Source organism: Streptomyces olivochromogenes (assembly GCF_001514115.1).
Lineage (GTDB): Bacteria > Actinomycetota > Actinomycetes > Streptomycetales > Streptomycetaceae > Streptomyces > Streptomyces olivochromogenes.
In genome coordinates, this window is record NZ_KQ948454.1 from 442,171 (window position 1) to 468,781 (window position 26,611).

General features: G+C 70.1%; 20 protein-coding genes. 7 read left to right on the plus strand and 13 right to left on the minus strand.

Translation table 11 applies throughout. The features are described 5' to 3' along the window. Positions 1 to 113: 113 nt before the first annotated feature. Positions 114 to 1,316: an FAD-dependent oxidoreductase gene (locus tag AQJ27_RS14470; protein ID WP_067367414.1), complete on the minus strand. Its 1,203-nt coding sequence runs from the start codon at positions 1,314 to 1,316 to the stop codon at positions 114 to 116. Between the two features lie 27 nt (positions 1,317 to 1,343). Further along, positions 1,344 to 2,594, minus strand: coding sequence for a carboxylate--amine ligase (locus AQJ27_RS14475; RefSeq protein ID WP_067367417.1), 1,251 nt, complete (start codon positions 2,592 to 2,594; stop codon positions 1,344 to 1,346). 354 nt (positions 2,595 to 2,948) lie between these two features. Here AQJ27_RS14475 and fahA point away from each other — a divergent pair, with 354 nt between their 5' ends. The 7 genes from fahA (at position 2,949) to AQJ27_RS14510 (ending at position 11,406) form a co-directional block, all read left to right on the plus strand. Continuing rightward, entirely contained in the window at positions 2,949 to 4,172 is a 1,224-nt protein-coding gene (fahA, locus tag AQJ27_RS14480; RefSeq protein WP_067367420.1) for a fumarylacetoacetase, read from the plus strand. Between the two features lie 266 nt (positions 4,173 to 4,438). Beyond that, entirely contained in the window at positions 4,439 to 5,218 is a 780-nt protein-coding gene (locus tag AQJ27_RS14485; RefSeq protein WP_201264338.1) for a GntR family transcriptional regulator, read from the plus strand. 180 nt (positions 5,219 to 5,398) lie between these two features. Then, positions 5,399 to 5,626, plus strand: a complete 228-nt coding sequence (locus tag AQJ27_RS14490) for a 4Fe-4S dicluster domain-containing protein (protein ID WP_067367426.1) — start codon at positions 5,399 to 5,401, stop codon at positions 5,624 to 5,626. A 15-nt stretch (positions 5,627 to 5,641) separates the two neighbouring features. Then, a complete protein-coding gene (locus AQJ27_RS14495) occupies positions 5,642 to 6,991 on the plus strand; it encodes an ABC transporter substrate-binding protein (protein WP_067367429.1) in 1,350 nt (449 codons plus the stop codon). Beyond that, a complete protein-coding gene (locus AQJ27_RS14500; protein WP_067367432.1) occupies positions 6,988 to 7,845 on the plus strand; it encodes an ABC transporter permease in 858 nt (285 codons plus the stop codon). The genes AQJ27_RS14495 and AQJ27_RS14500 overlap by 4 nt, the downstream gene beginning before the upstream one ends. Continuing rightward, a complete protein-coding gene (locus AQJ27_RS14505) occupies positions 7,829 to 8,635 on the plus strand; it encodes an ABC transporter ATP-binding protein (protein ID WP_067367435.1) in 807 nt (268 codons plus the stop codon). The genes AQJ27_RS14500 and AQJ27_RS14505 overlap by 17 nt, the downstream gene beginning before the upstream one ends. A gap of 11 nt (positions 8,636 to 8,646) precedes the next feature. Continuing rightward, entirely contained in the window at positions 8,647 to 11,406 is a 2,760-nt protein-coding gene (locus AQJ27_RS14510; protein ID WP_067367438.1) for a fumarate reductase/succinate dehydrogenase flavoprotein subunit, read from the plus strand. A gap of 42 nt (positions 11,407 to 11,448) precedes the next feature. On the opposite strand, the gene recQ is transcribed toward AQJ27_RS14510, so the two are convergent. The 11 genes from recQ to nuoE form a co-directional block, all read right to left on the minus strand. Further along, positions 11,449 to 13,485 (minus strand): DNA helicase RecQ, encoded by a 2,037-nt coding sequence (recQ, locus tag AQJ27_RS14515; protein WP_067367442.1) that lies wholly within the window; start codon positions 13,483 to 13,485, stop codon positions 11,449 to 11,451. Between the two features lie 238 nt (positions 13,486 to 13,723). Then, on the minus strand, positions 13,724 to 15,373 hold the full coding sequence (gene nuoN, locus AQJ27_RS14520; protein WP_067367445.1) for an NADH-quinone oxidoreductase subunit NuoN: 1,650 nt from the start codon (positions 15,371 to 15,373) through the stop codon (positions 13,724 to 13,726). Then, positions 15,370 to 16,941 carry an NADH-quinone oxidoreductase subunit M gene (locus AQJ27_RS14525; protein WP_067367448.1) on the minus strand — a complete coding sequence of 524 codons (1,572 nt, stop codon included), beginning with the start codon at positions 16,939 to 16,941 and terminating at the stop codon, positions 15,370 to 15,372. The genes nuoN and AQJ27_RS14525 overlap by 4 nt, the downstream gene beginning before the upstream one ends. Positions 16,942 to 16,946: 5 nt before the next feature. Continuing rightward, entirely contained in the window at positions 16,947 to 18,860 is a 1,914-nt protein-coding gene (gene nuoL, locus AQJ27_RS14530) for an NADH-quinone oxidoreductase subunit L (protein ID WP_067367452.1), read from the minus strand. A gap of 14 nt (positions 18,861 to 18,874) precedes the next feature. Next, a complete protein-coding gene (gene nuoK / locus AQJ27_RS14535) occupies positions 18,875 to 19,174 on the minus strand; it encodes an NADH-quinone oxidoreductase subunit NuoK (RefSeq protein ID WP_067367455.1) in 300 nt (99 codons plus the stop codon). After that, entirely contained in the window at positions 19,171 to 19,989 is an 819-nt protein-coding gene (locus tag AQJ27_RS14540) for an NADH-quinone oxidoreductase subunit J (RefSeq protein WP_067367458.1), read from the minus strand. Before AQJ27_RS14540 ends, nuoK begins: the two co-directional genes overlap by 4 nt. After that, complete coding sequence (nuoI, locus tag AQJ27_RS14545; protein ID WP_067367461.1) at positions 19,986 to 20,588, minus strand: NADH-quinone oxidoreductase subunit NuoI; 603 nt, start codon at positions 20,586 to 20,588, stop codon at positions 19,986 to 19,988. Before nuoI ends, AQJ27_RS14540 begins: the two co-directional genes overlap by 4 nt. Then, positions 20,581 to 21,954, minus strand: coding sequence for an NADH-quinone oxidoreductase subunit NuoH (nuoH, locus tag AQJ27_RS14550; protein ID WP_067367465.1), 1,374 nt, complete (start codon positions 21,952 to 21,954; stop codon positions 20,581 to 20,583). The genes nuoI and nuoH overlap by 8 nt, the downstream gene beginning before the upstream one ends. Continuing rightward, positions 21,951 to 24,455 carry an NADH-quinone oxidoreductase subunit G gene (locus AQJ27_RS14555; protein WP_067367468.1) on the minus strand — a complete coding sequence of 835 codons (2,505 nt, stop codon included), beginning with the start codon at positions 24,453 to 24,455 and terminating at the stop codon, positions 21,951 to 21,953. Before AQJ27_RS14555 ends, nuoH begins: the two co-directional genes overlap by 4 nt. After that, a complete protein-coding gene (gene nuoF / locus AQJ27_RS14560; RefSeq protein WP_177324079.1) occupies positions 24,452 to 25,801 on the minus strand; it encodes an NADH-quinone oxidoreductase subunit NuoF in 1,350 nt (449 codons plus the stop codon). The genes AQJ27_RS14555 and nuoF overlap by 4 nt, the downstream gene beginning before the upstream one ends. Further along, positions 25,798 to 26,607, minus strand: a complete 810-nt coding sequence (gene nuoE / locus AQJ27_RS14565; protein ID WP_067367904.1) for an NADH-quinone oxidoreductase subunit NuoE — start codon at positions 26,605 to 26,607, stop codon at positions 25,798 to 25,800. Before nuoE ends, nuoF begins: the two co-directional genes overlap by 4 nt. Between the last annotated feature and the right edge of the window lie 4 nt (positions 26,608 to 26,611).

Here is a 26,611-nt window from a genome sequence, read left to right on the forward strand (position 1 = left end):
GCGGTGACTGTGGCCGCCCGAGCCCAACACGAGCTCCGACGCGGCGGGTTGGACCCGCCCACGGCGTGGCCCACCAGTCACCGACCCCTCCGACCGCACGGACCCCGGTCACCTCATCCGTGCGCGCCCGCCAAGTGCTTGGCCAGCCGCGGCGAAGCGAACTCCGTACCGCACACGAACCGCATCACCGGCCCGTACGAAGCCGCCGCCGGCAACCCCGTGAAGTACAGCCCGGGCACCGAGGAGCAGTACCCCGCACCGAGCTTGGGAGTACCGCGGCTCACCGCGAGTGCCGTGCGCAACTCGTGCCCCAGGAAGTCCATCGCGGCGATGTCGACGCGATAACCGGTCGCCGCGATGACATGGTCGGCGGCGAGCTCCTCGCCCCGGCCGCCCAGGGTCTGCACGGAGAGGACCGGACGCCCGTCGGAGACGTCGGCGCGAACGATCCCGGACACCTCACTGACCTCGACCTTGCCCTCGAAGCGGTCGCGCAGCCACCACGCCCCGAGGGGGCCGAGCACCCGGCGGACCAGGTAGTGCCGGGCCTCGGCGGGCAGATAGCGGTAGGGGTGCGGGTAGTAGCTGAGCGCCCACAGGGACCAGGCGCGGCCGAAGGGCGACTCGGGACGCAGCTTCGGCTGCTTCCAGGGCGGTGCGCCGAAGGCGACCCTGCCCCGCCCCCGGGACACCACCCGGACCTGCGCCCCCGCCTCCGCCGCGAGCGCCGCCGTCTCCAGCGCGGACTGGCCCGCGCCGACGACGATCAGTTCCTTGCCGGAGAACCGGGCGAGGTCGTGGTGCTGGGAGCTGTGCGAGACGAGGCCGGTGGGTGTGGGTCCATCCGCCGCCGCGCCGCCGAGCTCGGGTGGCAGATGGGCGAGTCCGTACAGTCCCGTGGCCACGACGACCGCCCGCGCCGTGAACGACTCCCCCGAGTCCAGCTTGAGTTCGAAGCCCTCGCTGCCCCGGCGGTCGACCGACACCACCCGCACCCGCTCCAGCTCGGGCACCAACTTCTGCTGGAACCACTCGCCGTACGCGATGAACGTCTCGACCGGAATGATGTCCTCGTCCGTGACGAGCCGGCGGATCCCCGCCGCATCGCAGTAGTCGGCGATCGTGTGGCCGGGCTGCGGGGCGTCGAGGCTGGACGCGACCGGGGTCGACTTGAGGAGCATCCCCTCGGGCATGTGGTCACGCCAACTCACCATGGGCTCGCCGAACACACGCACCGGGATGCCACGCGCCCGCAGATGAGCGGCGGTGGACAGGCCGAACGGGCCGGCACCGATGACTGCTACCGGATAAATCACGAAGTCCCTCCCCAGGACGTACTTTCGTCACTTCGTGGTCGTACTGGTGCTGCCGCCACGGCGGTTGGTCCGCCACAGCTGATACAGATGCCTCGCGCCCGGCCGCACGAAGCGCGCGAGCATCGTGAAGAACGGCCGCAGGTCGTCACCCGCGAGCCAGGCCAGCTCCGTACCGCTCGCGCGAGTCGGCGCGTGCGGGGTCGTGTAGCCGCTGCGCCGGTAGGCGAGCAGGGCCGGCAGGTCGATGTTCTCCACGATGTACCGATGACCGGCCCGCTGTTCCCCTTCGGGAACGGTGCGCCCGGTCAGGTCGAGATGCATGGCCCGGACGACGTCGATCCCCGACTCGTTCTCGAAGAGCCGGAACTGCGCGCCCATCCGGGGGTTGAAGTCGAGGAGTTTGTACTGTCCGTCGCGCCGGTCGAAGCGCAGATCGAGGTCGATGACGCCGCTGAAGCCGATCTGTTTGATGAAACGCGCGGCGAGGTCCGCGAGTTCCGGATTGTCGACGACGTACGCGTTCGCCGTCATTCCCGCGTGCGGCGGCCAGGAGCGGACCTTCACGCCCGTGAACATCGCGAGCGGCGTCGAGTCCGCGTCGAAGTACGCGTGCACGATCCAGTCCTCCGCCTCCTCCCTGGGCAGGTACTCCTGGAGGATCACGCCCGGCTGATCACCCCAGTCCCGGGCGAGTGACAGCAGCCCCTCCCGGGTCGCGATCCTCGTCGTCCCGTTCACCGCCGGCTGGCTGCGACGTACGAACGCCTCCCGGTTCTTGGCGACGATCGGAAACCGGGCGTTCTCGGCGAACGCCACGATCTCCTCGTACGACTGAGGAAAGGCCGCCGCCGGACTGGGGATGCCGTGCTCCACGCAGAGTTCGTGCAGGCCCTGCTTGCTGGCGAGGCGCCGGGGCAGTTTGGCGTCCACCCGGGGGAAGAGGAACCGCTCCCCCAACTCCTCCTGGTGTTCGGCGATCAGGACGGCCGCCTCCTCGTCCGTCGGGACGAGCACCGTCGGCCGCCCGATGCGAGCCCCGATCCGCAGCAACCCCTCGACGAGAAGCTCCGGCTCCTCCGTCCCCGTCGTCGGCCAGACAAAGGCACGGCGCAGATAACGCGAGGCCGCGGCAGGCGTGTAACGGTCCTCGGTGATCGCATACATCGGTATGCCGAGGCGGCCCAGACTTCGGATGGCGCCCACACCGCCGTGGTGCAGCGGATAGTCGCCAAACTTCACGATCAGGCCCGGAACGTTCCGATCGGCGTCGACCGGCACTCCGCTGACGCTCCCGGCCACGGGTCCCCCCACGTGTCCCCCCTACGGACCGGACCCACCCCGTCCATGTCCCCAAAGGACGCTAAGCCGGAACTACCGCGTCCGACAAGGCCTATTCGGACATTGCGAACTCTTTAGGCACTGTCGAGGCAACTCTTCGGATACCGCCCCGGCGACTCACGACAACTCGCGGCAACTCTGCGGGCACTGCCACAGCACGTCACTCCCCCGTAACCTGTGCCGCGACCACACGGAGCACGTGAAACACCCACACATGCACCGCGCGGATCACACGGCCAAGACAGTCACACGGACCACACAGCGCGCACGACCACGAAAGCGAGGCACCACCCGATGCCCCCCTTCGATGTCCCCGAGGGCGATCCCTTCGGCCCGCACAACCTCCCCTACGGCGTCTTCTCCCGGGCCGGAGCGTCCGAGCGGAGCGTCGGCGTCCGGCTCGGCGACCACGTCCTCGACGCGGGAGCGACCGCCCGGGCACTCGGCTCCCCGTACGCCGGACTGCTCGCGCAGCCCACCCTGAACCCGCTGCTCGCCGCCGGCCGCACGGCCTGGTCCGACGTACGCCGCGCACTCACCGCCTGGGTGACGGTCCCGGCCCACCGGGAGACCATCGCGCCCCTCCTGCACCCCCTCTCCGAGGTGACCCTGCACCTCCCCTTCGAGGTCGCGGACTACGTCGACTTCTACGCCTCCGAGAACCACGCCCGGAACGTCGGACAGATCTTCCGCCCCGACGCCACCGACTCCCTCACCCCCAACTGGAAGCACCTGCCGATCGGTTACCACGGTCGCTCCGGCACGGTCGTGGTGTCGGGCACGGAGGTGGTCCGCCCCTCGGGCCAGCGCAAGGCCCCTTCCGACACCGCCCCCGTCTTCGGCCCCTCCGTCCGGCTCGACATCGAGGCGGAGGTCGGCTTCGTCGTCGGCGCACCCTCGACCAGGGGCACGCCCGTCCCGCTCTCCTCCTTCCGCGACCACGTCTTCGGCCTCTGCCTCCTCAACGACTGGTCGGCGCGCGACATCCAGGCCTGGGAGTACGTCCCTCTCGGCCCCTTCCTCGGCAAGTCCTTCGCCACCTCGGTGTCCGCCTGGATCACCCCGCTCGACGCCCTGGACGACGCACGGGTCGCGCCCCCGGCCCGCACGCACCCCCTCCTCCCCTACCTGGACGACTCCGAGGACGAGCCCGGCGGCTACGACCTCCGTATCTCCGTCGCCGTCAACGGCCACGTCGTCTCCGAACCCCCCTTCTCCACCATGTACTGGACGGCCGCCCAGCAACTGGCCCACATGACGGTCAACGGAGCCTCTCTGCGCACCGGCGACCTGTACGGCTCGGGAACGGTCAGCGGCCCCTCCGAGCACGAGCGCGGCTCCCTCCTGGAACTCACCTGGAACGGCCGCGACACCCTCGACCTCCCCGACGGCAAGCGGGCCTTCCTGGAGGACGGCGACGAGGTCACCCTGACTGCCTGGGCCCCGGGCCCCGGCGGCACGCGGGTGGGACTGGGCGAGGTGAGGGGCCGCATCACCCCGGCACCCAACCCCTCCTGACTCCGGGAGGTCCGGGGGGGGGTGGGGGCGGAGCCCCTGGATGGGACGGGTAGGGGCGGCGGGGGCGGAGACCCCTACCCGTCGGCCCCACGCGCCCGCACCCCCACACCCCCAAGACACCCCCGCCCCACACCGCGCCCCCACGGGTGGCAGAACTCCCCTCCTCCCGACCAAAGCCGCAGGCCAACCCCCGACCCTCACCATCGACAGGTGGCGCAACACTCCAGCAACACCACCGGCCGCACCCCGTCGGTATGGTCCGTCGCATGCCCACCGAACGCGTCCGAGAACACGCCGGCCCCGGCGCGACCACCGTCGCCGCCCACCGGCGTCGGCTGCGCGCGGACCGGGCGAGGCAACTCGCCGACCTGCTCCGCCACCAGGTGCTGACCGGCGGTTTCCCGGACGGCACCCTGCCGCACGAGGCCGCCCTCGGCACCGACTACCGCGCCTCGCGCAACACCGTCCGCCAGGCCCTGGACCTGCTCCGCGCGGAGGGCCTGGTGGAACGCCTTCCCGGCGTCGGCACCGTCGTCGTCGCCCAGAAGTACCCGCACGGACTCGACCGGCTGATGGGACTCGCGGAAACCCTGCGCGAACACGGCCAGGTCACCAACGAGGTCCGCACGGTCGGCCCCGTGGCCGCGCCCACCCCCGTGGCCGACCGCCTCCGTATCGCCCCCGGCGCCGACGTCCTCTACATCGAACGCCTCCGCCGCCTCGACGGACTCCCCCTCTCGCTCGACCTCACCTACATCCCGCTCGACCTCGGCTCCGCCCTGCTCGGCGCCGACCTGGAGAACACCGATGTCTTCCGTCTCCTGGAAGCCATCGCCGGCCAGCCGCTGGGGCACGCCGAGATCACCCTGGAGGCGGTCAACTCCGACGCACACTCGGCGGCCGTCCTGCAAGCACCCCGCGGTGCGGCCCTCCTCATGCTGGAGCGGCTCACTCACCTCGCCGACGGCCGCCCCGTGGACCTGGAGTTCATCCGCTTCCGCGGCGACCGCATCACGATGAGCGGCCAGCTCCGCCGCGCGCTCTGACGCCTCTCTTCACCACGTCACCGTCACCCCCCTTCCGCACCGCGCCCCTCACCACAGCTCCCTTTCACCCCAGCTCCCTTCACCACCGCGCCCCCTCACCGCCGCCGCGCCCCTCCACCCCTTCATCGTTTCGAAGGGTCCTTCCGGTTCATCCCACGCACGACTTTTCTGGAGACAGCCATGCCCTTGGCGCCCCAGCGGGCCGACGTGCCCGTGACCATCGACGAGTCGAAGTGCATCGACGGCTGCACGCTCTGCATGGACATGTGCCCGTTGGACTCCCTCGCCATCGACGAGAGCAACGGCAAGGCGTACATGCACGTCGACGAGTGCTGGTACTGCGGCCCCTGCGCGGCCCGCTGCCCCACCGGGGCCGTCACGGTCAACATGCCCTACCTCCTCCGGTGAGAGGACCGAACTCCCATGAAACTCAAGGCATTCGCCGCCCTGGCCACGGCCGCCCTCGTGCTTCCTCTCACCGCCTGCGGCAGCGGCACCACGACCGGTTCCGGCTCCACGGTCACTATCACGGTCGGCTACCAGTCCAAGACCATCAACACCGTCACGGCGGGAACCCTGCTTCGTTCCCTCGGCTCCTTCGAGAGGGAGCTCAAGGCCCTCGGGGACGGCACGACGTACAAGGTGAACTGGCAGGACTACGCGACCGGCGCCCCCATCACCGCCCAGATGACCGCCGGGAAGATCGACATCGGCTCGATGGGCGACTTCCCACTGCTGATCAACGCGGCCCGCGGCAAACAGCTCGGCCGCCCCACCCGCCTCGTCTCCGTCACCGGCTACAACCTCCGAGGCGGCCTCAACACCATCGTCACGGCACCGGACTCGAAACTCGCCGCCCTCGACGACCTACGGGGCAAGAAGGTGTCGACCAGCATCGGTTCGGCGGCCGACGGCACCCTCGTACGAGCTCTGCAGCGCGCCGGAATCGACCCGGACAAGGGCATCCAGAAGCTCAACCAGCAGCCCGCGGTGGGCGCCTCGGCCCTCTCCGCGGGCAGCACCGACGCGCTCTCGCAGTTCGTCGCCTGGCCCGGCCTGCTCGCCTTCCAGGGCAAGGCGAAGGCCCTGTACGACGGCGCCGCGCTCGATCTGCCGACCTTCCACGGCGTCACCGCCCGCGAGGACTTCGCGACGAAGCGCCCGGCCGTGCTGGAGGCCTTCCTCCGGGCGCAGTCGGAGGCGACGACCTACCTGCACGACCACCCACTGGCCGCCGCCCAGGAGGTCGCGAAGGCGACCGATCTGCCCGCCGAGGTCGTCTACCTCTACAACGGCGCTCACGGCATCGCCGCCTTCGACCCGGCCCTCAAGCCCCGACTGATCTCCGCGCTGAAGAAGGACGTCTCCGTCCTGAAGTCGGCGAAGCTCGTGGGCGACGTCGACGTGGACGCCTTCGTCGACGACCAGTACGTGAAGCGCGCCCTCGGCCCGACCGCGTACGCCGATCAGCTCGCCGCGTCACCTCCACCGGCCGCGAGCGAGGTGTGGCCCAAGGGCGCCTCCTCGACCCGTACCTTCGCCTCCCCCTCCGCTCTCCTCCACTACGTGTCCTCCCACCGCGACACCGTCCGCGCCGCGTACGTCCCCGACGCCACGACCGGCACCCCGTGGTTCGCCGACCGGGCGGTGTGGGTGGCCGACGGCAACGACCTGCGCCCCTTCGTCACGGCGGCGACAGCCCAGGCGTACCTCGCCGGCCACCTGGGCGCGCACACGATCTCGTACGCCTCCGCGCTGGAGCGGGCGTCATGACCCGGTATCTCGTCAGGGCCGCGTCGCTCGCCGCGGCCCTGACCGCCTGGCAGCTGCTGACCAGCCTGAACATCGACCTCTGGCTGCGCTTCTCGCAGTTCCCCACCGTCGCCGACGTGGCCCGTGCCTTCGGTGACCGGCTCGGCGGCCACGACTACTGGACGGACCTCACCGACAGCCTCACCCGGATCCTCACCGGCTTCCTGCTGGCGGCCGTCCTGGGGGTGGCCACGGGCGTGCTCGTGGCCCGCTCGCGCCTCGCCGAGGACCTGCTCGGCCCGCTGGTGGAGGTGCTCAGGCCGATCCCCGCGATCGCGCTCGTCCCGGTCGCGATCCTCCTCTTCCCCAGCAACGAACAGGGCATCGTCTTCATCACCTGCGCCGCCGCCTTCTTCCCGGTCCTGGTCTCCACCCGGCACGCGGTTCGGGCCCTGGTCCCCGTGTGGGAGGAAGCGGTGCGCACCATGGGCGGCGGCCGATGGCGGATCCTCGGCTCGGTCGTCCTGCCCGGCGCCCTCCCCGGGATCTTCGGCGGCCTCTCGGTCGGCATCGGCGTCTCGTGGATCTGTGTGATCTCCGCCGAGATGATCTCCGGCCAGTACGGCGTCGGCTACCGCACCTGGCAGGACTACACCGTCGTCGACTATCCCGGTGTCTTCGTCGGCATGGTCACGATCGGTGTGCTGGGCTGGGTCACCTCCACGGCCGTCGAGCGCGTGGGGCGATGGCTCACCCGGTGGCTGCCACGCACCGAGTACGTCGCCGGGGCGCGCCTGCGCAGCGCCCCCGCCCCGGTCCCGTCCGTCCCAGAACCTGTCCGCGAGGAGGGGGTGCGCGATGAGCACCTCGTCTGAGACCGGGACGCCCGTCGCCGCGCGCGGCACCCGGCTGTCCCTCACCCGCGCCTCGCTCGGCCGCCCCGGCGCCCCCGTCATCGAAGGCGTCGACCTGGACATCACCCCCGGCGAGATCCTCACCGTCGTCGGCCCCTCCGGCTGCGGCAAGTCGACCCTCCTGCGCACCCTCGCCGGGCTGCTGCCCGCACTCGCCGGAACCATCACCCAGGACGGTCGTCCCCTGGCAGGCCCAGGTGCCGACCGGGCACTCGTCTTCCAGGAAGATGCCCTCCTTCCCTGGCGCACCCTGCGCGCCAACGTCGAACTCCCGCTGGCCATCAAGGGCTCGTCCCGCACCGAGCGACGCGCGCAGGCCTCGGCCTGGCTCGCCCGCGTCGGACTCGCCGACCGCGAAAGGCAGTTGCCGCACCGCGTCTCCGGCGGCCAGCGCCAGCGCGTCCAACTGGCCCGCGCCCTCGCCGGAGCACCCCGCGCCGTCCTCATGGACGAACCCTTCGGCGCCCTCGACGCCCAGACCCGCGCCGGCATGCAGGACCTCCTCGTCGAGGTACTGCACGGCACCGGAGCGACCGTCGTCTTCGTCACCCACGACGTGGACGAGGCGCTGTTCCTGGGCGACCGGGTCGCACTCCTCGGCTCCGGGCACCCGGCCGACGACGGCGGTCCCGGCAGCCCCGGCCGGCTTCTCGCCGTACGTGAAGTACCGCGCCCGCGTGATCGCTCCGCACTCGACGACCCGGCGCGGCTCACCCTGCGCCGCGAGGTCCTCACGTCCCTCAGCACCTGAAAGGCACCCTCGTGGACACCCCCGTCGACACTCCCGTGGAGATCCCCGCGCTCGCGGACGCCGAAGAGCTGTCCTGCGACGTCCTCGTCATCGGCGGCGGCACGGCCGGCACCATGGCGGCGCTCACCGCCGCCGAGCACGGGGCCGATGTCCTCCTCCTGGAGAAGGCGCACGTCCGCCACTCCGGCGCTCTCGCCATGGGCATGGACGGCGTCAACAACGCGGTCATCCCCGGCCGCGCCGAGCCCGACGACTACGTCGCCGAGATCACCCGCGCCAACGACGGCATAGTCGACCAGTCCACCGTCCGCCAGACCGCGACCCGCGGCTTCGCGATGGTGCAGCGCCTGGAGTCGTACGGCGTGAAGTTCGAAAAGGACGAGCACGGCGAGTACGCGGTCCGCCAGGTGCACCGCTCCGGCTCGTACGTGCTGCCGATGCCCGAGGGCAAGGACGTCAAGAAGGTCCTCTACCGGCAGTTGCGGCGCCGCGAGATGCGCGAGCGCATCCGCATCGAGAACCGGGTCATGCCGGTACGGGTCCTCACGGCGGAGGGGCGTGCGGTGGGTGCCGCGGGCTTCAACACCCGCACCGGGCGGTTCGTCTCCGTACGTGCCGGGGCGGTGATCCTCGCGACCGGCGCCTGCGGCCGCCTCGGCCTGCCCGCATCGGGCTACCTCTACGGCACGTACGAGAACCCCACCAACGCCGGTGACGGCTACGCCATGGCCTACCACGCCGGGGCCGAACTCACCGGCATCGAGTGCTTCCAGATCAACCCACTGATCAAGGACTACAACGGTCCCGCCTGCGCCTACGTCGCCAACCCCTTCGGCGGCTACCAGGTCAACCGGCACGGCGAACGCTTCGTCGACTCCGACTACTGGTCGGGCCAGATGATGGCCGAGTTCGCCGCCGAGATCGCCTCGGACCGGGGCCCGGTGTACCTCAAGCTCAGCCACCTCCCCGAGGAGTCGATCAGCGCCCTCGAGTCCATTCTGCACACCACCGAACGCCCCACGCGCGGTACCTTCCACGCCGGTCGCGGCCACGACTACCGCACCCATGACATCGAGATGCACATCTCCGAGATCGGCCTGTGCGGCGGCCACTCCGCTTCGGGCGTACGGGTCGACGACCACGCCCGTACGACCGTGCCCCGTCTGTACGCCGCCGGGGACCTGGCCTGTGTCCCCCACAACTACATGATCGGCGCGTTCGTCTTCGGCGACCTCGCGGGAGCGGACGCCGCCCAGTACAAGCCCTACGAGGGCGAGTTGCCGCAGGACCAGCTGCGCGACGCACACAAACTGGTGTACCGCCCGCTGCACCACCCGGACGGCCCCCCGCAGTCCCAGGTCGAGTACAAACTCCGCCGCTTCGTGAACGACTACGTGGCGCCGCCGAAGTCCGGCGCCCGGCTCTCCCTCGCCCTGGAGGCGTTCGAGCGGATGCGTGCGGACATCGCGGAGATGGGTGCCCGCACCCCGCACGAGCTGATGCGATGCGCCGAGGTCACGTTCATCCGCGACTGCGCGGAGATGGCGGCCCGCGCCTCCCTGGCCCGCACCGAGTCCCGCTGGGGCCTGTACCACGACCGCACGGACCATCCAGCGCGCGACGACGACTCCTGGTTCCACCACCTCGACCTGCACAAGTCCCCCTCCGGCTCCATGGAGTTCACGGCCCGTCCCGTGGCCCCCTATCTCGTCCCGGTTCCCGACTTCGCCCCGACGGGCGGCGCCTCCCGACACCTCGGCGAGGTCCACCCGGAGGCGGTCGCCACCGCGGGGGCACGGGACGCCGCGCCGGTGTCCTCGGCGCGCCCTTCCGGCACGGTCCCCGTCACCGATCCCGACCGCAGGGGACCCGACCGCACCGGCGCCGGCACCTCGCCCCGCCTCCTCGAACTACTCGCCCTCACGGAGCAGGAGCCCGAACTCACCGCGCTGCTGCCCTACTTGGACGATCCGTCCCCCGCTGTCCGACGCTCGGCCGTCGACGTCCTCACCGAGACCGTGCCGCCCGGCACCGGTCCCGCCCTCGCCGCCGCACTCCGGGACCCGCACGGCGACGTACGGGCCACCGCCGCGGCCTCGCTGCGCGAGCTGGTGGAGGCCCTGCCGGCCGAGCCGGACCTGCGCGAGGGCCTCGCCGCCGCCCTCGCCGAGGACGATCCCGTCGTACGCGCCGCCGCCCTGGACGTCCTGCGCGCGCTGCGCCTGGGCGACGCAAAACTGTTCGCGGACGCCCTCGCCGATCCCGAAACCGCGGTCCGCGTCGAGGCCGTGCGCGCCCTGGTCTCCGTCGACGCCGCGGAGCCCCTGAGCCGGGCCGCGGCCGACCCCTCCCGCGAGGTCCGCGTCACGGTGGCCAAGGCCCTCGCCAACGTGACCCCGGGAAAGCTCGTCGCTGATGCCCTCGACCGGCTCACGACGGACCCGGACGCCCTGGTCCGGGCAGCGGCCTTCGCGACGCTGGCCGTCACCGGCTGCTCGACGTCCCTGGCCGTGCGTGCCGTCGCCGCCCAGGCCGATCCCGCCTGGCAGGTCCGCTCCGGCGCCGCGACCGCGCTGTCGGCCGCCGAGGCCCGGGTCGCCGTCCCGGCGCTCGCCCGGGCCCTGGAAGACCCGAACGCCGACGTCCGCAAGGCGGCGGTCCTGGCCCTCGTACGGCACTCCGCGATCGACGAGAACGCCCACGCGGCCCTGGCCACGGCCACCGCGGACTCCGACGCGGACGTCAGGGCGTACGCGTCACGGGCCCTGTGACCACGGGGCTGAGCAGAGAGCTGGACAGAGGGCCGGGGCGCCCTATATCCAGTCCTCCGGGGGCGGCTCCGCGTCCAACTCGGGCCAGTCCGGGTCCGGTGCCTCACCGGTCGCGGCGGTCGGCGTGGCTCCGGGGGCGGCGGTCGGCCCGGCTCCCGGGGCGGCAGTCGGCGCGGCTCCGGGGGCGCCGCCGCCCAGGGAGGCGAGCACTCCGATCACGCCCTCTCCGTACGTCGCGAGCTTCTTCTCGCCCACCCCGCTGATGCCGCCGAGGCCTTCGACCGAGGTGGGCCACACCGTGGCGATCTCCCGGAGCGTGGCGTCGTGGAAGATGACGTACGCCGGGACGCCCTGTTCCTTCGCCTGTTCGGCGCGCCAGGAGCGCAGGGCCTCGAAGGCGGGGACGAGTTCCTGGGGCAGGTCGGCCGCGGCGGCCTTGGCCTTGCGATCGCCCCGCGAGGACGAGGAGGACGAGCGGGAGACGGTGGGCTTCGGTGGCTCCTTGCGGAGCGGCACCTCGCGCTCGCGCCGCAGCACCGTCCCGCTCTCCTCGGTCAGCACCAGCGTCCCGTACTCGCCCTCGACCGCGAGCAGGCCCTGCGCCAGCAGCTGCCGCACCACGCCGCGCCATTCGGACTCGGCGAGGTCCTCACCGATGCCGAACACGGACAGCTGGTCGTGATCGAACTGGATCACCTTGGCGGTGCGCCGCCCCAGCAGGATGTCGATGATCTGTCCGGCGCCGAACTTCTGTCCGCGCTCGCGCTGCAGCCGTACCACCGTGGACAGCAGCTTCTGTGCCACGACCGTGCCGTCCGAGGTCTCGGGCGGTGCGAGGCACGTGTCGCAGTTGCCGCATGCCGGGGTGTGCGGGTCCTGGCCGAAGTAGGCGAGGAGCTGGGAGCGCCGGCACTGGACCGTCTCGCACAGGGCCAGCATCGAGTCCAGGTGGGCGGCGGCCCGGCGGCGGAACGCCTCGTCGCCCTCCGAGCCCTGGATCATCTTGCGCTGCTGGACGACGTCCTGAAGCCCGTACGCCATCCATGCCGTGGACGGCAGTCCGTCACGGCCCGCGCGTCCCGTCTCCTGGTAGTAGCCCTCGACCGACTTGGGCAGGTCGAGGTGGGCGACGAACCGCACGTCCGGCTTGTCGATACCCATGCCGAAGGCGATGGTGGCGACCACGACCAGGCCCTCTTCGCGCAGGAAGCGCGACTGGTGGGTGGCGCGGGTGCCCGCGTCAAGACCCGCGTGGTACGGCACCGCCTCGACGCCGTTGCGGGAGAGGAACTCGGCCGTCTTCTCCACCGAGTTGCGCGAAAGGCAGTACACGATGCCCGCGTCGCCCGCGTGCTCGTCGCGCAGGAAGGACAGCAGCTGCTTCTTGGGGTCGGCCTTCGGGACGATCCGGTACTGGATGTTGGGACGGTCGAAGCTCGCCTCGAAGTGGCGGGCGGTCGGCATGGCCAGGCGCTGGGTGATCTCCTTGTGCGTCGCGCGGGTGGCCGTGGCCGTCAGTGCGATGCGCGGGACGTCCGGCCAGCGCTCGCCGAGCAGCGAGAGCGCCAGATAGTCGGGGCGGAAGTCGTGGCCCCACTGGGCCACGCAGTGCGCCTCGTCGATCGCGAAGACGGAGATCTTCCCGCGGGACAGCAGGTCCAGCGTGGTCTCCAGGCGCAGCCGCTCCGGGGCCAGGTAGAGCACGTCGAGCTCCCCTGACAGGAACTCGGCCTCCACCACGCGCCGCTCGTCGAAGTCCTGCGTGGAGTTCATGAACCCGGCACGCACGCCCAGCGCGCGCAGCGCGTCCACCTGATCCTGCATCAGCGCGATGAGGGGGGAGACCACGACTCCCGTACCCGGTCTGACCAGGGCCGGAATCTGGTAGCAGAGCGACTTGCCGCCACCCGTCGGCATCAGGACGACAGCGTCACCGCCCGCCACCACGTGCTCGATGATCGCTTCCTGCTCGCCGCGGAAGGCGTCGTACCCGAAGACCCGGTGGAGCGTGGCCAGTGCCTCGCTCTCTCCCAGCGTCTCCGTCGCGTCCGCTTCGGTCATCACACCCGTCCCGCCCATCGTCCTGTCCCCCGTACGTCGCGCCTCGACCACTGCGTCCACGATAGGGGTCCGCGCCGACAGTCTCGGAGTTATCCACAGGCTGCGACCGGCCGACTTCCCTACGCATCGGCGCCCGGCCCGTCCAGCCCGCACAGCCCCCTGATGCACGCGGGACACACGGGGCACGCGGCCGACCGGACATGGCTCGGGCCCCGCTGCCTCACGAGGAGAGAGCGGGGCCCGGACCGTGCGTGGTTCAGCGGACGAAGACTCCCGCCTGGCTCGCCAGGTTCAGGAAGTACTGCGGCGCCACACCGAGCACCAGCGTGACCGCCACGCCGAACCCGATCGCCGTCATGGTCAGCGGCGAGGGCACGGCGACCGTCGGTCCCTCCGGCCGGGGCTCGCTGAAGAACATGAGCACGATCACGCGGATGTAGAAGAACGCCGCGATCGCCGACGAGATCACACCGACCACGACCAGCGCGCCCGCGCCGCCCTCCGCCGCCGCCTTGAAGACGGCGAACTTCCCGGCGAAGCCGGAGGTCAGCGGAATACCCGCGAACGCCAGCAGGAAGACCGCGAAGACGGCCGCCACCAGCGGTGACCTGCGTCCGAGGCCCGCCCACTTGGACAGGTGCGTGGCCTCGCCGCCCGCGTCGCGGACCAGGGTCACGACCGCGAAGGCCCCGATCGTCACGAACGAGTACGCGCCCAGATAGAAGAGGACCGACGAGACGCCGTCCGGCGAGGTCGCGATGACGCCCGCGAGGATGAATCCGGCGTGCGCGATGGACGAGTACGCCAGGAGCCGCTTGATGTCGGTCTGGGTGATCGCGACGATCGCACCGCCCAGCATGGTGACGATCGCGACGGCCCACATGACCGGCCGCCAGTCCCAGCGCAGGCCCGGCAGGACGACGTACAGCAGTCGCAGCAGCGCCCCGAAGGCGGCCACCTTCGTCGCCGCGGCCATGAAGCCGGTGACCGGTGTCGGCGCGCCCTGGTAGACGTCGGGGGTCCACATGTGGAACGGCACCGCGCCGACCTTGAAGAGCAGGCCCATGACGACCATCGCGGCGCCGATGAGCAGCAGCACGTCGTTGCCCATGGTGCCGGCGAGCGCCGGGTCGACGTTCGGGATCGTGCCGTCCACGACCTGCGCGATCGTCGCGTACGACACGGAGCCCGCGTAGCCGTAGAGCAGGGCGATGCCGAAGAGGGTGAACGCGGAGGCGAAGGCGCCGAGCAGGAAGTACTTGACCGCGGCCTCCTGCGACATGAGCCGCTTGCGGCGGGCCACGGCGCACAGCAGGTAGAGGGGCAGCGAGAAGACTTCCAGCGCGATGAACAGTGTCAGCAGGTCGTTGGCCGACGGGAAGACCAGCATGCCGCCGATCGCGAAGAGCAGCAGCGGGAACACTTCGGTGGTGGTGAACCCGGCCCTCACCGCGGCCTTCTCGCTGTCGCTGCCGGGCACGGAGGCGGCCTGCGCGGCGAACGAGTCGACGCGGTTGCCGTGCGCCTCCGGGTCGAGCCGTCGCTCGGCGAAGGTGAAGACACCGAGGATGCCCGCCAGCAGGATCGTGCCCTGCAGGAACAGGGACGGTCCGTCGACGGCGATCGCGCCCATGGCCGCGATGTGCGCCTTCGTGGTGCCGTATCCGCCTGCCGCCAGTGCGATCACCGCGGCGAAGGCGGCGGCGAGCGCGACGACGGACAGGAAGACCTGCGTGTAGTAGCGGGACTTGCGCGGCACGAAGGCCTCGACGAGCACCCCTACGAGCGCCGCCCCGATCACGATCAGGGTGGGCGACAATTGCCCGTATTCGATCTTCGGCGCGTCGATCTTGGAGATCGGTTCGGCCGCGGTTGTCCACAGGCTGTGGACAGCTGCTGTGCTCACTTGGCCGCCTCCACCTCGGGCTTGGGGTCCGTCTTATGGACGTCGGACATGGTCTGCTGGACCGCCGGGTTGACGATGTCGGTGACCGGCTTCGGATAGACACCCAGGAAGATCAGCAGGGCGATCAGCGGGGCGACCACCAGAAGCTCACGCACCCTGAGGTCGGGCATCTCGGCGACCTCCGCCTTCACCGGGCCCGTCATCGTCCGCTGATAGAGGACGAGTGTGTAGAGCGCGGCGAGGACGATGCCGAAGGTGGCGACGATGCCGACGGCGGGGTAGCGCTCGAACGCGCCCACCAGGACCAGGAATTCACTCACGAAGGGCGCGAGCCCGGGGAGCGAGAGGGTCGCGAGGCCGCCGATCAGGAAGGTGCCCGCGAGCACCGGGGCGACCTTCTGCACCCCTCCGTAGTCGGCGATCAGACGCGAGCCGCGCCGCGAGATCAGGAAGCCCGCCACCAGCATCAGGGCGGCGGTCGAGATCCCGTGGTTGACCATGTAGAGCGTCGCGCCCGACTGGCCCTGGCTGGTCATCGCGAAGATGCCCAGGATGATGAACCCGAAGTGCGAGATCGACGCGTACGCCACCAGCCGTTTGATGTCCCGCTGGCCGACCGCGAGCAGCGCCCCGTAGATGATGCTGATGAGGGCGAGGACGAGGATGACCGGCGTCGCCCACTTGCTCGCCTCCGGGAAGAGCTGGAGGCAGAAGCGGAGCATGGCGAAGGTACCGACCTTGTCGACCACCGCCGTGATCAGTACCGCGACCGGGGCCGTGGCCTCTCCCATGGCGTTGGGCAGCCAGGTGTGCAGCGGCCACAGGGGCGCCTTCACGGCGAACGCGAAGAAGAAGCCGAGGAAAAGCCACCGCTCCGTGTTGGTCGCCATGTGCAGCGAGCCGTTGGCGCGGGCCTGGACGATCTCCTGGAGCGAGAAGTTTCCGGCCACTACGTAGAGGCCGATGACGGCGGCCAGCATGATCAGGCCGCCGACCAGGTTGTAGAGGAGGAACTTCACCGCGGCGTACGAGCGTTGGGTCGCCGCCGCGTCGTCGCCGTGCTCGTGGGCACGGTCCCCGAAGCCGCCGATGAGGAAGTACATCGGGATCAGCATGGCTTCGAAGAAGATGTAGAAGAGGAAGACGTCGGTGGCCTCGAAGGAGATGATCACCATCGCCTCGACGGCCAGGATCAGGGCGAAGAAGCCCTGGGTCGGCCGCCAGCGCTTGCTTCCTGTCTCCTGCGGGTCGGCGTCGTGCCAGCCCGCCAGGATCACGAACGGGATCAGCAGCGCGGTCAGCGCGACGAGCGCCACCCCGATGCCGTCCACGCCCAGCTCGTACCGCACACCGAAGTCCTTGATCCAGGCGTGGGATTCGGTGAGCTGGTAGCGGTCGCCGCCGGGGTCGAAGCGTACGAGCACGATCGCGGCCAGGACGAGCGTGGCGAGCGAGACGAGCAGCGCCAGCCACTTGGCGGCGACGCGTTGCGCGGCCGGCACGGCGGCCGTGGCGATCGCCCCGACCGCCGGGAGCGCCGCCGTCGCTGTCAGCAGAGGAAAGGACATCGGTATCAGACCGCCCTCATCAGCAGGGTCGCGGCGACGAGGATCGCCACACCGCCGAACATCGAGACCGCGTAACTGCGCGCATAGCCGTTCTGCAGTTTGCGCAACCGCCCGGAGAGGCCGCCCATGGAGGCCGCGGTGCCGTTGACGACCCCGTCGACCAGGGTGTGGTCGACGTACACCAGGGAGCGTGTGAGGTGCTCCCCGCCGCGCACCAGCACGACGTGGTTGAAGTCGTCCTGGAGCAGGTCGCGCCGGGCGGCCCGGGTGAGCAGGGAACCGCGCGGGGCGACGACCGGGACGGGGCTGCGCCCGTACTGGGCGTACGCGATTCCGGCGCCGACGACGAGCAGCACCATGGTGGCCAGCGTGACCGTGAGGGCGCTGACGGGCGAGTTGCCCTCCGAGTGCCCGGTGACCGGCTCCAGCCAGTTGAGGAAGCGGTCGCCGATACTGAAGAAACCGCCCGCGAAGACCGATCCGAAGGCCAGCACGATCATGGGGATCGTCATGGACCTCGGGGACTCGTGCGGGTGCGGCTCATGGCCTTCGGCGTCCGGCTGCCAGCGCTTCTCCCCGAAGAACGTCATGATCATCACGCGGGTCATGTAGTACGCCGTGATGGCCGCGCCCAGCAGGGCCGCGCCGCCGAGGATCCAGCCCTCGGTGCCGCCCTTCGCGAAGGCCGCCTCGATGATCTTGTCCTTGGAGAAGAAGCCGGACAGGCCCGGGAAGCCGATGATGGCGAGGTAGCCGAGGCCGAAGGTGACGAAGGTGATCGGCATGTACGTGCGCAGACCGCCGTACTTGCGCATGTCGACCTCGTCGTTCATGCCGTGCATGACCGAGCCGGCGCCGAGGAACAGTCCGGCCTTGAAGAAGCCGTGCGTCACCAGGTGCATGATCGCGAAGACGTAGCCGATGGGGCCGAGGCCCGCGGCCAGCACCATGTAGCCGATCTGCGACATCGTCGATCCGGCGAGCGCCTTCTTGATGTCGTCCTTCGCGCAACCGACGATCGCACCGAACAGGAGCGTGACGGCGCCGACCACGGTGACGACGAGCTGGGCGTCGGGCGCGGCGTTGAAGATGGCGGCGGAGCGGACGATCAGGTAGACACCCGCGGTCACCATGGTCGCGGCGTGGATGAGGGCCGAGACCGGGGTCGGGCCCTCCATCGCGTCCCCGAGCCAGGACTGCAGCGGCACCTGGGCGGACTTGCCGCAGGCGGCGAGCAGCAGCATCAGGGCGACGGCGGTGAGCTTGCCCTCGGTCGCGCCGCCGACGAGCCCCGGGTGCCCCTCGGTACCGAGCACCGGCCCGAAGGCGAAGGACCCGAAGGTGGTGAACATCAGCATGATGGCGATCGACAGGCCCATGTCGCCGACTCGGTTGACCAGGAAGGCCTTCTTCGCGGCGGTGGCGGCGCTGGGCTTGTGCTGCCAGAAGCCGATCAGCAGGTACGAGGCGAGACCGACGCCCTCCCAGCCGACGTACAGCAGCAGGTAGTTGTCGGCGAGGACGAGCAGCAGCATCGCCGCGAGGAACAGGTTCAGGTAGCCGAAGAAGCGGCGGCGCCGCTCGTCGTGCTCCATGTATCCGATCGAGTACAGGTGGATCAGTGAGCCGACGCCGGTGATCAGCAGGACGAACGTCATCGACAGCTGGTCGAGCTGGAAGGAGACGTCCGCCTGGAAGCCCTCGACGGGGATCCAGCTGAACAGGTACTGGCTCATGGCCCGGTGGTCCGCGCTCTTGCCCAGCATGTCGGCGAAGAGGATCGCGCCGATCACGAAGGACGCGGCCGCGAGCGCCGTGCCGATCCAGTGGCCGACGGCATCGAGCCGCCTACCGCCGCACAGCAGTACGGCCGCTCCGAGCAGAGGCGCCGCTACCAGCAGCGCAATCAGGTTCTCCACGATTCAGCGACCCCTTACAGCTTCATCAGGCTGGCGTCGTCGACCGAGGCCGAGTGGCGGGAACGGAAGAGCGACACGATGATCGCGAGCCCGACCACGACCTCCGCGGCGGCGACGACCATCGTGAAGAAGGCGATGATCTGGCCGTCGAGATTGCCGTGCAGGCGGGAGAAGACGACGAAGGCGAGGTTGCAGGCGTTGAGCATGAGCTCGACGCACATGAACACCACGATCGCGTTGCGTCTGATCAGCACGCCGGTGGCGCCGATCGTGAACAACAGGGCGGAGAGATAGAGGTAGTTGACCGGGTTCACTTGGACGCCTCCTCCGTCTTCGTGCGCTCCAGGCGTTCTTCGGCCCGCTGCTCCAGCGCCTTCAGATCGCTCAGCGCCTCGGTGGACACGTCACGGACCTGGCCGCGGTCCCGCAGCGTCTTGCTGACGGTCAGCTCGGACGGGCTGCCGTCCGGGAGGAGGCCCGCGATGTCCACCGCGTTGTGCCGGGCGTAGACACCGGGGGCCGGCAGCGGCGGTACGTGCTTGCCTTCCCGTACGCGCTGCTCGGACAGCTCGCGCTGGGTCTTGGCGCGCTCGGTGCGCTCGCGGTGCGTGAGCACCATGGCGCCGACGGCGGCCGTGATGAGCAGGGCGCCGGTGATTTCGAAGGCGAACACGTACTTCGTGAAGATGAGAGCGGCGAGGCCCTCCACGTTCCCGTTGGCGTTGGCCTTGCTCAGGCCGTTGAAGTCCTTCAGGGACGCGTTGCCGATGCCCGCGATCAGCAGGACACCGAAGCCGAGTCCGCACACCAGGGCCAGCCAGCGCTGACCCTTGATGGTCTCCTTCAGGGAGTCCGCCGCGGTGACACCGACGAGCATGACCACGAAGAGGAACAGCATCATGATCGCGCCGGTGTAGACCACGATCTGCACGACGCCCAGGAAGTAGGCGCCGTTGGCGAGGTAGAACACCGCCAGGACGATCATGGTGCCGGCGAGACAGAGCGCGCTGTGCACGGCCTTCTTCATGAAGACGGTGCACAGGGCGCCGATCACGGCGACCGTGCCGAGGACCCAGAACTGGAAGGCCTCTCCGGTGGAGGTGGAGTAGGCGGCGAGCTGCGCGCTCATGCCTCCACCCCCTCTTCCGTGGGCTTCTCACCCTTGGAGACGGCGACTTGGCGCTCCGTGCCCGGCGCCGCCTCGGTCACCAGACCCCGGTAGTAGTCCTGCTCGTCCGTGCCGGGGAAGATCGAGTGCGGTGTGTCGACCATGCCCTCGTCGAGCCCGGCGAGCAGCTGCTCCTTGGTGTAGATGAGGTTGGCGCGGCTGGAGTCGGCGAGCTCGAACTCGTTCGTCATCGTGAGCGCGCGGGTGGGGCACGCCTCGATGCACAGGCCGCACAGGATGCAGCGGGCGTAGTTGATCTGGTAGACGCGGCCGTACCGCTCGCCCGGCGAGTAGCGCTCCTCTTCGGTGTTGTCCGCGCCCTCCACATAGATGGCGTCCGCGGGGCAGGCCCAGGCGCACAGCTCGCAGCCGATGCACTTCTCCAGACCGTCCGGGTGGCGGTTGAGCTGGTGCCGGCCGTGGAACCGCGGGGCGGTGGTCTTCTGCTGCTCCGGGTACTGCTCCGTCAGGCGCTTCTTGAACATGGCCTTGAAGGTCACGCCGAAGCCTGCGACGGGGTTCTGGAAACCGGGCTTGGTCTCCTTCGGCTCCTCAGCCATCGGACCCCTCCTTTCCGTCACGAGTTCCGCCATTCGATCCGTCACTCGCAGTATCGGACCCACCACTGACAATCAACTCGCGCTCGCGGCGCGGACGGCGCCGCGGCACGGGTGGGAGCTCCTGTCCCGGCAGTGGCGGCACCGGGAATCCACCGGCCATCGGATCGAAGGCGGCGGGCTCGGCGGGCGCTTCCTGGGCGCCCTGCTTGTCGCGGAAGATGTCCGCGGCGAACGAGAGCAGCAGCAGGACGAGGACACCGCCGCCGACGTACAGGGCGATGTCGGCGAAGTCGTAGTTCTCGTTCCTGAGGGTCCGTACGGTCGCGACGAGCATCAGCCAGACCACGGAGACCGGGATGAGGACCTTCCAGCCGAGCTTCATCAGCTGGTCGTAGCGGACGCGCGGCAGCGTGCCGCGCAGCCAGATGAAGAAGAACAGCAGCAGCTGCACCTTCACCACGAACCAGAGCATCGGCCACCAGCCGTGGTTGGCACCCTCCCAGAAGGTGCTGATGGGCCACGGGGCCCGCCAGCCGCCCAGGAAGAGCGTGGTCGACACGGCCGAGACCGTCACCATGTTCACGTACTCGGCGAGCATGAACAGCGCGAACTTGATGGACGAGTACTCGGTGTTGAAACCGCCGACGAGGTCGCCCTCGGACTCCGGCATGTCGAAGGGGGCGCGGTTGGTCTCGCCGACCATCGTGATGATGTAGATCAGGAACGAGACCGGCAGCAGGATGATGTACCAGCGGTCGTGCTGCTGTTCGACGATCGTCGAGGTCGACATCGACCCGGAGTAGAGGAACACCGAGGCGAAAGAGGCGCCCATGGCGATCTCGTACGAGATCATCTGCGCGCAGGACCGCAGACCGCCCAGCAACGGGTAGGTGGATCCAGAACTCCAACCCGCGAGCACGATCCCGTAGATGCCCACCGAGGCGACCGCGAGGATGTAGAGCATCGCGATCGGCAGGTCCGTGAGCTGCATCGTGGTGCGGTGGCCGAAGATCGAGATCTCGTTGCCTGCGGGCCCGAAGGGGATCACCGCGATCGCCATGAAGGCCGGGATGGCCGCGACGATCGGCGCGAGGATGTAGACCACCTTGTCCGCGCGTTTGACGATGAGGTCTTCCTTGAGCATCAGTTTGACGCCGTCGGCGAGCGACTGGAGCATGCCCCAGGGGCCGTGCCGGTTGGGTCCGATGCGCAGCTGCATCCAGGCGACGACCTTGCGCTCCCACACGATGGAGAAGAGCACGGTCACCATCAGGAAGGCGAAGCAGAAGACCGCCTTGACGAGGACCAGCCACCAGGGGTCGCGGCCGAACATGGAGAGGTCTTCAGCGGCGAGGTACGGCGTCATGCCTCCACCTCCTTGGGGGCCTCGGTGGCGAGCGTCGCCGGGCCGATGCGGACGAGTGCGCCGGGCAGCGCCCCCGTGTCGGAGGCGACGCCCCCTCCGGTGGAGTTCAGCGGGAGCCAGACCACGCGGTCGGGCATCTCGGTGATCTGCAGCGGGAGTTCGACGGTTCCGGCGCTGCTGGTGACCGCGAGGAGGTCGCCTTCCTTGACGCCCGCCTCGGCGGCCGTGGCGGCCGACACACGCGCGCGTGCGGCATGCCGGGTCCCGGCGAGTGCGTCGTCGCCCTCCTGGAGGCGGCCCTGGTCGAGCAGCAGCCGGTGGCCCGCGAGCACGGCCTCCCCCGCGGCGGGACGCGGCAGCGATGCCGCGATCTCCACGGGCCCGGTGGCCCGCAGGCCGCCCCAGGGACCGAGCCGGTCCAGCTCCCCGCGCGTGGTGCGCAGATCCGGCAGACCCAGGTGTACGTCCATGGCGTCGGCGAGCATCTGCAGGACGCGCGCGTCGGTGGGCGCCAGACGACGGGTCATCTGGTCGGGCTTGAGCGCGGCCTCGAAGAAGCGCAACCTGCCCTCCCAGTTCATGAAGGTGCCCGCCTTCTCGGCGACCGCGGCCACCGGGAGGACGACATCCGCGTGCTCGGTGACCTCACCGGGCCGCAGTTCGAGCGACACCAGGAAGCCGACTTCGGAAAGGGCCGCACGCGCGCGTGCCGGGTCGGGAAGGTCGGCGACCTCCACGCCCGCCACCACCAGGGCCCGCAGCTCCCCGCCGACGGCGGCCTCGACGATCTGGCCGGTGTCGCGCCCGTAGCGGTGCGGGAGATCGGAGACGCCCCAGGCGGTCGCGACCTCCTCCCGCGCGCGGGGGTCGGTGGCCGGACGCCCGCCCGGCAGCAGCGACGGCAGCGCGCCCGCCTCGATCGCGCCGCGTTCTCCGGCCCGGCGCGGGATCCACACCAGCGTGGCGCCGGTCGCGGACGCGGCCCGTACGGCGGCGGTGAGCCCGCCCGCCACGCCCGCGAGCCGCTCGCCGACGATGATCACCGCACCCTCGGTGCGCAGCGCCTCGGCGGCCTTGGCACCGTCGCCCTCCAGGCCGACGCCGCTCGCGAGGGCGTCCAGCCATTCGGTCTCGGTACCGGGCGCGGCGGGCAGCAGCGTGCCGCCCGCCTTGTCCAGGCCGCGTGTCGCGTACGTGGCGAGCGAGAAGGTCTTCTGTCCGTGTCCGCGCCAGGCCTTGCGCAGCCGCAGGAAGACTCCGGGCGCCTCCTCCTCGGACTCGAAGCCGACGAGCAGGACGGCGGGCGCCTTCTCCAAAGAGGTGTACGTGAGGCCCGTACCGTCGAGGTCCCGTCCGTGTCCGGCGACCCGGGAGGCCAGGAAGTCGGCCTCCTCGGCGCTGTGCACGCGCGCGCGGAAGTCGATGTCGTTGGTGTCGAGGGCCACGCGCGCGAACTTGCTGTAGGCGTAGGCGTCCTCGACGGTGAGACGGCCACCGGTCAGGACGCCGGTCCGGCCGCGGGCCGCCGACAGGCCCCGAGCCGCCGCCTCCAGGGCCTCGGGCCAGGAAGCGGGCTCCAGCTCACCCGACTCACCCCGTACAAGAGGAGTGTCGAGCCGGTCCCGCTGCTGCGCGTACCGGAACCCGAACCGTCCCTTGTCGCAGAGCCACTCCTCGTTGACCTCGGGGTCGGGGGAGGCCAGGCGCCGCATGACCTTGCCGCGCCGGTGGTCGGTGCGGGTCGCGCAGCCGCCCGCGCAGTGCTCGCACACCGAGTGCGAGGAGACGAGGTCGAACGGACGCGAGCGGAAGCGATACGCCGCCGAGGTCAGGGCGCCCACCGGGCAGATCTGGATGGTGTTCCCGGAGAAGTACGACTCGAACGGGTCGCCCTCGCCGGTGCCGACCTGCTGGAGCGCGCCCCGCTCGATCAGCTCGATCATCGGGTCGCCCGCGATCTGGTTGGAGAAGCGGGTGCAGCGGGCGCACAGCACGCACCGCTCGCGGTCGAGCAGTACCTGCGTGGAGATCGGGACCGGCTTCTCGTAGGTCCGCTTCTTGCCCTCGAAGCGGGATTCGGCGTTGCCGTGCGACATCGCCTGGTTCTGCAGCGGGCACTCGCCGCCCTTGTCGCAGACCGGGCAGTCCAGCGGGTGGTTGATGAGCAGCAGCTCCATCACACCGTGCTGGGCCTTTTCGGCGGCGGGCGAGGTGAGGTGAGTCTTCACCACCATTCCGTCCGTACACGTGATCGTGCAGGACGCCATGGGCTTGCGCTGGCCCTCGACCTCGACGATGCACTGGCGGCAGGCGCCGGCCGGGTCGAGCAGCGGATGGTCGCAGAATCGGGGGATTTCGATGCCGAGCTGTTCGGCGGCCCGGATGACCAGGGTGCCCTTGGGCACGCTGATCTCGGCTCCGTCGATCGTCAGCGAGACGAGATCCTCCGGCGGAACCGCCGCCTCTCCCCCTCCCGAGGGAGCGCTGGTGGTCACCGTCATGCGTTCACCTCCGTGCGGTCGGCCCAAGCCGTGGACTTGGCCGGGTCAAAGGGGCAGCCGCGGCCCGTGATGTGCTCCTCGTACTCCTCGCGGAAGTACTTGAGCGAGGAGAAGATCGGCGAGGCGGCGCCGTCGCCGAGGGCGCAGAACGACTTGCCGTTGATGTTGTCGGCGATGTCGTTGAGCTTGTCGAGGTCCGACATGACGCCCTTGCCGGCCTCGATGTCGCGCAGCAACTGCACGAGCCAGTACGTCCCTTCGCGGCAGGGCGTGCACTTGCCGCAGGACTCGTGGGCGTAGAACTCGGTCCACCGGGTGACCGCTCGCACGACGCAGGTCGTCTCGTCGAAGCACTGGAGTGCTTTTGTGCCGAGCATGGAACCCGCGGCACCCACTCCTTCGTAATCAAGAGGGACGTCGAGGTGCTCGTCGGTGAACATCGGGGTCGAGGAGCCGCCCGGCGTCCAGAACTTCAACCGGTGGCCGGGGCGCATCCCGCCGCTCATCTCGAGGAGTTGACGCAGGGTGATGCCGAGCGGAGCCTCGTACTGGCCGGGGCTGGCGACGTGGCCGCTGAGCGAGTACAGCGTGAAGCCCGGGGACTTCTCGCTGCCCATCGACCTGAACCATTCCTTGCCTTTTCGGAGGATTGCGGGAACTGACGCGATCGACTCGACGTTATTCACCACAGTCGGGCACGCGTAGAGGCCCGCGACGGCTGGGAAGGGGGGACGGAGCCGCGGTTGACCACGGCGGCCTTCGAGCGAGTCGAGCAGTGCGGTCTCCTCACCGCAGATGTACGCGCCCGCGCCCGCGTGCACGGTGAGCTTGAGGTCGAGTCCGCTGCCGAGGATGTTCTCGCCCAGGTAGCCCGCCGCGTAGGCCTCTCGAACGGCCTCGTGCAACCGCCGCAACACGGGGACGACTTCACCGCGGAGATAGATGAACGCATGCGAAGACCGGATGGCATAACACGCGATCACAATGCCCTCGATGAGGCTGTGCGGGTTCGCGAAGAGGAGCGGGATGTCCTTGCAGGTTCCCGGCTCCGATTCGTCGGCGTTGACAACTAGATAGTGAGGTTTGCCATCGCCCTGAGGAATGAACTGCCACTTCATTCCGGTGGGGAATCCCGCGCCGCCCCGGCCGCGCAGACCGGAGTCCTTGACGTACGCGATCAGGTCGTCCGGCGACATGGCCAGCGCCTTGCGCAGCCCCTCGTACCCCTCGTGCCTCCGGTAGACGTCCAGCGACCAGGACTTCTCCTCGTCCCAGAAGGCCGACAGCACGGGTGCGAGCAGCTTCTCCGGGCTGGTCTCGTCGATCTCGGGTGCCAACGTCATCACTCCCCCTCCTCGGCTGCGGGACCCGCCGGGTGCGACGGGTCGGAGGCCGATGTGTCCTGCGGCGCGTCGTGCGAGCTCAGGTGCTCGGCCGGCGGCTGGTCCTGCGGTGCCCCACCGCCTCGTGGGTGGACCACGCGCGCGTGGACGCTCTCCCCCTTGGCCAGGCGGAGACCGATGAGTGAGGCGGGGCCCGCGCTGCCGCCCGCCTCCACGGCTCCCTCGCGCTCGTCGGGGAAGCCCGCCAGGATCCGCGCGGTGTCCTTGAAGGTGCACAAGGGGGCGCCGCGGGTGGGTGCGACCTGTGCTCCCGTGCGCAGGTCGTCCACGAGCCGCTTCGCGGAGGCCACGGTCTGGTTGTCGAAGAACTCCCAGTTGACCATCACGACCGGTGCGAAGTCGCAGGCCGCGTTGCACTCGATGTGCTCCAGCGTGACCTTGCCGTCGTCGGTGGTCTCGCCGTTGCCGACGCCCAGGTGGTCCTGCAGGGCCTCGAAGATCGCGTCGCCGCCCATGACCGCGCACAGGGTGTTGGTGCACACACCCACCTGGTAGTCACCGCTCGGCTTGCGCCGGTACATCGAGTAGAAGGTCGCGACGGCGGTGACCTCGGCCGTGGTCAGGTTCAGTACGTCCGCGCAGAACCGCTGCCCCGTGCGCGTGACATGGCCCTCCTCCGACTGCACGAGATGCAGCAACGGAAGGAGCGCCGAACGGGAGTCCGGGTAGCGGGCGACGATCTCGCGCGCGTCCGCCTCGAGCCGGGCTCGGACGTCGTCCGGATAGTCGGGCGCGGGCAGTTGGGGCATGCCC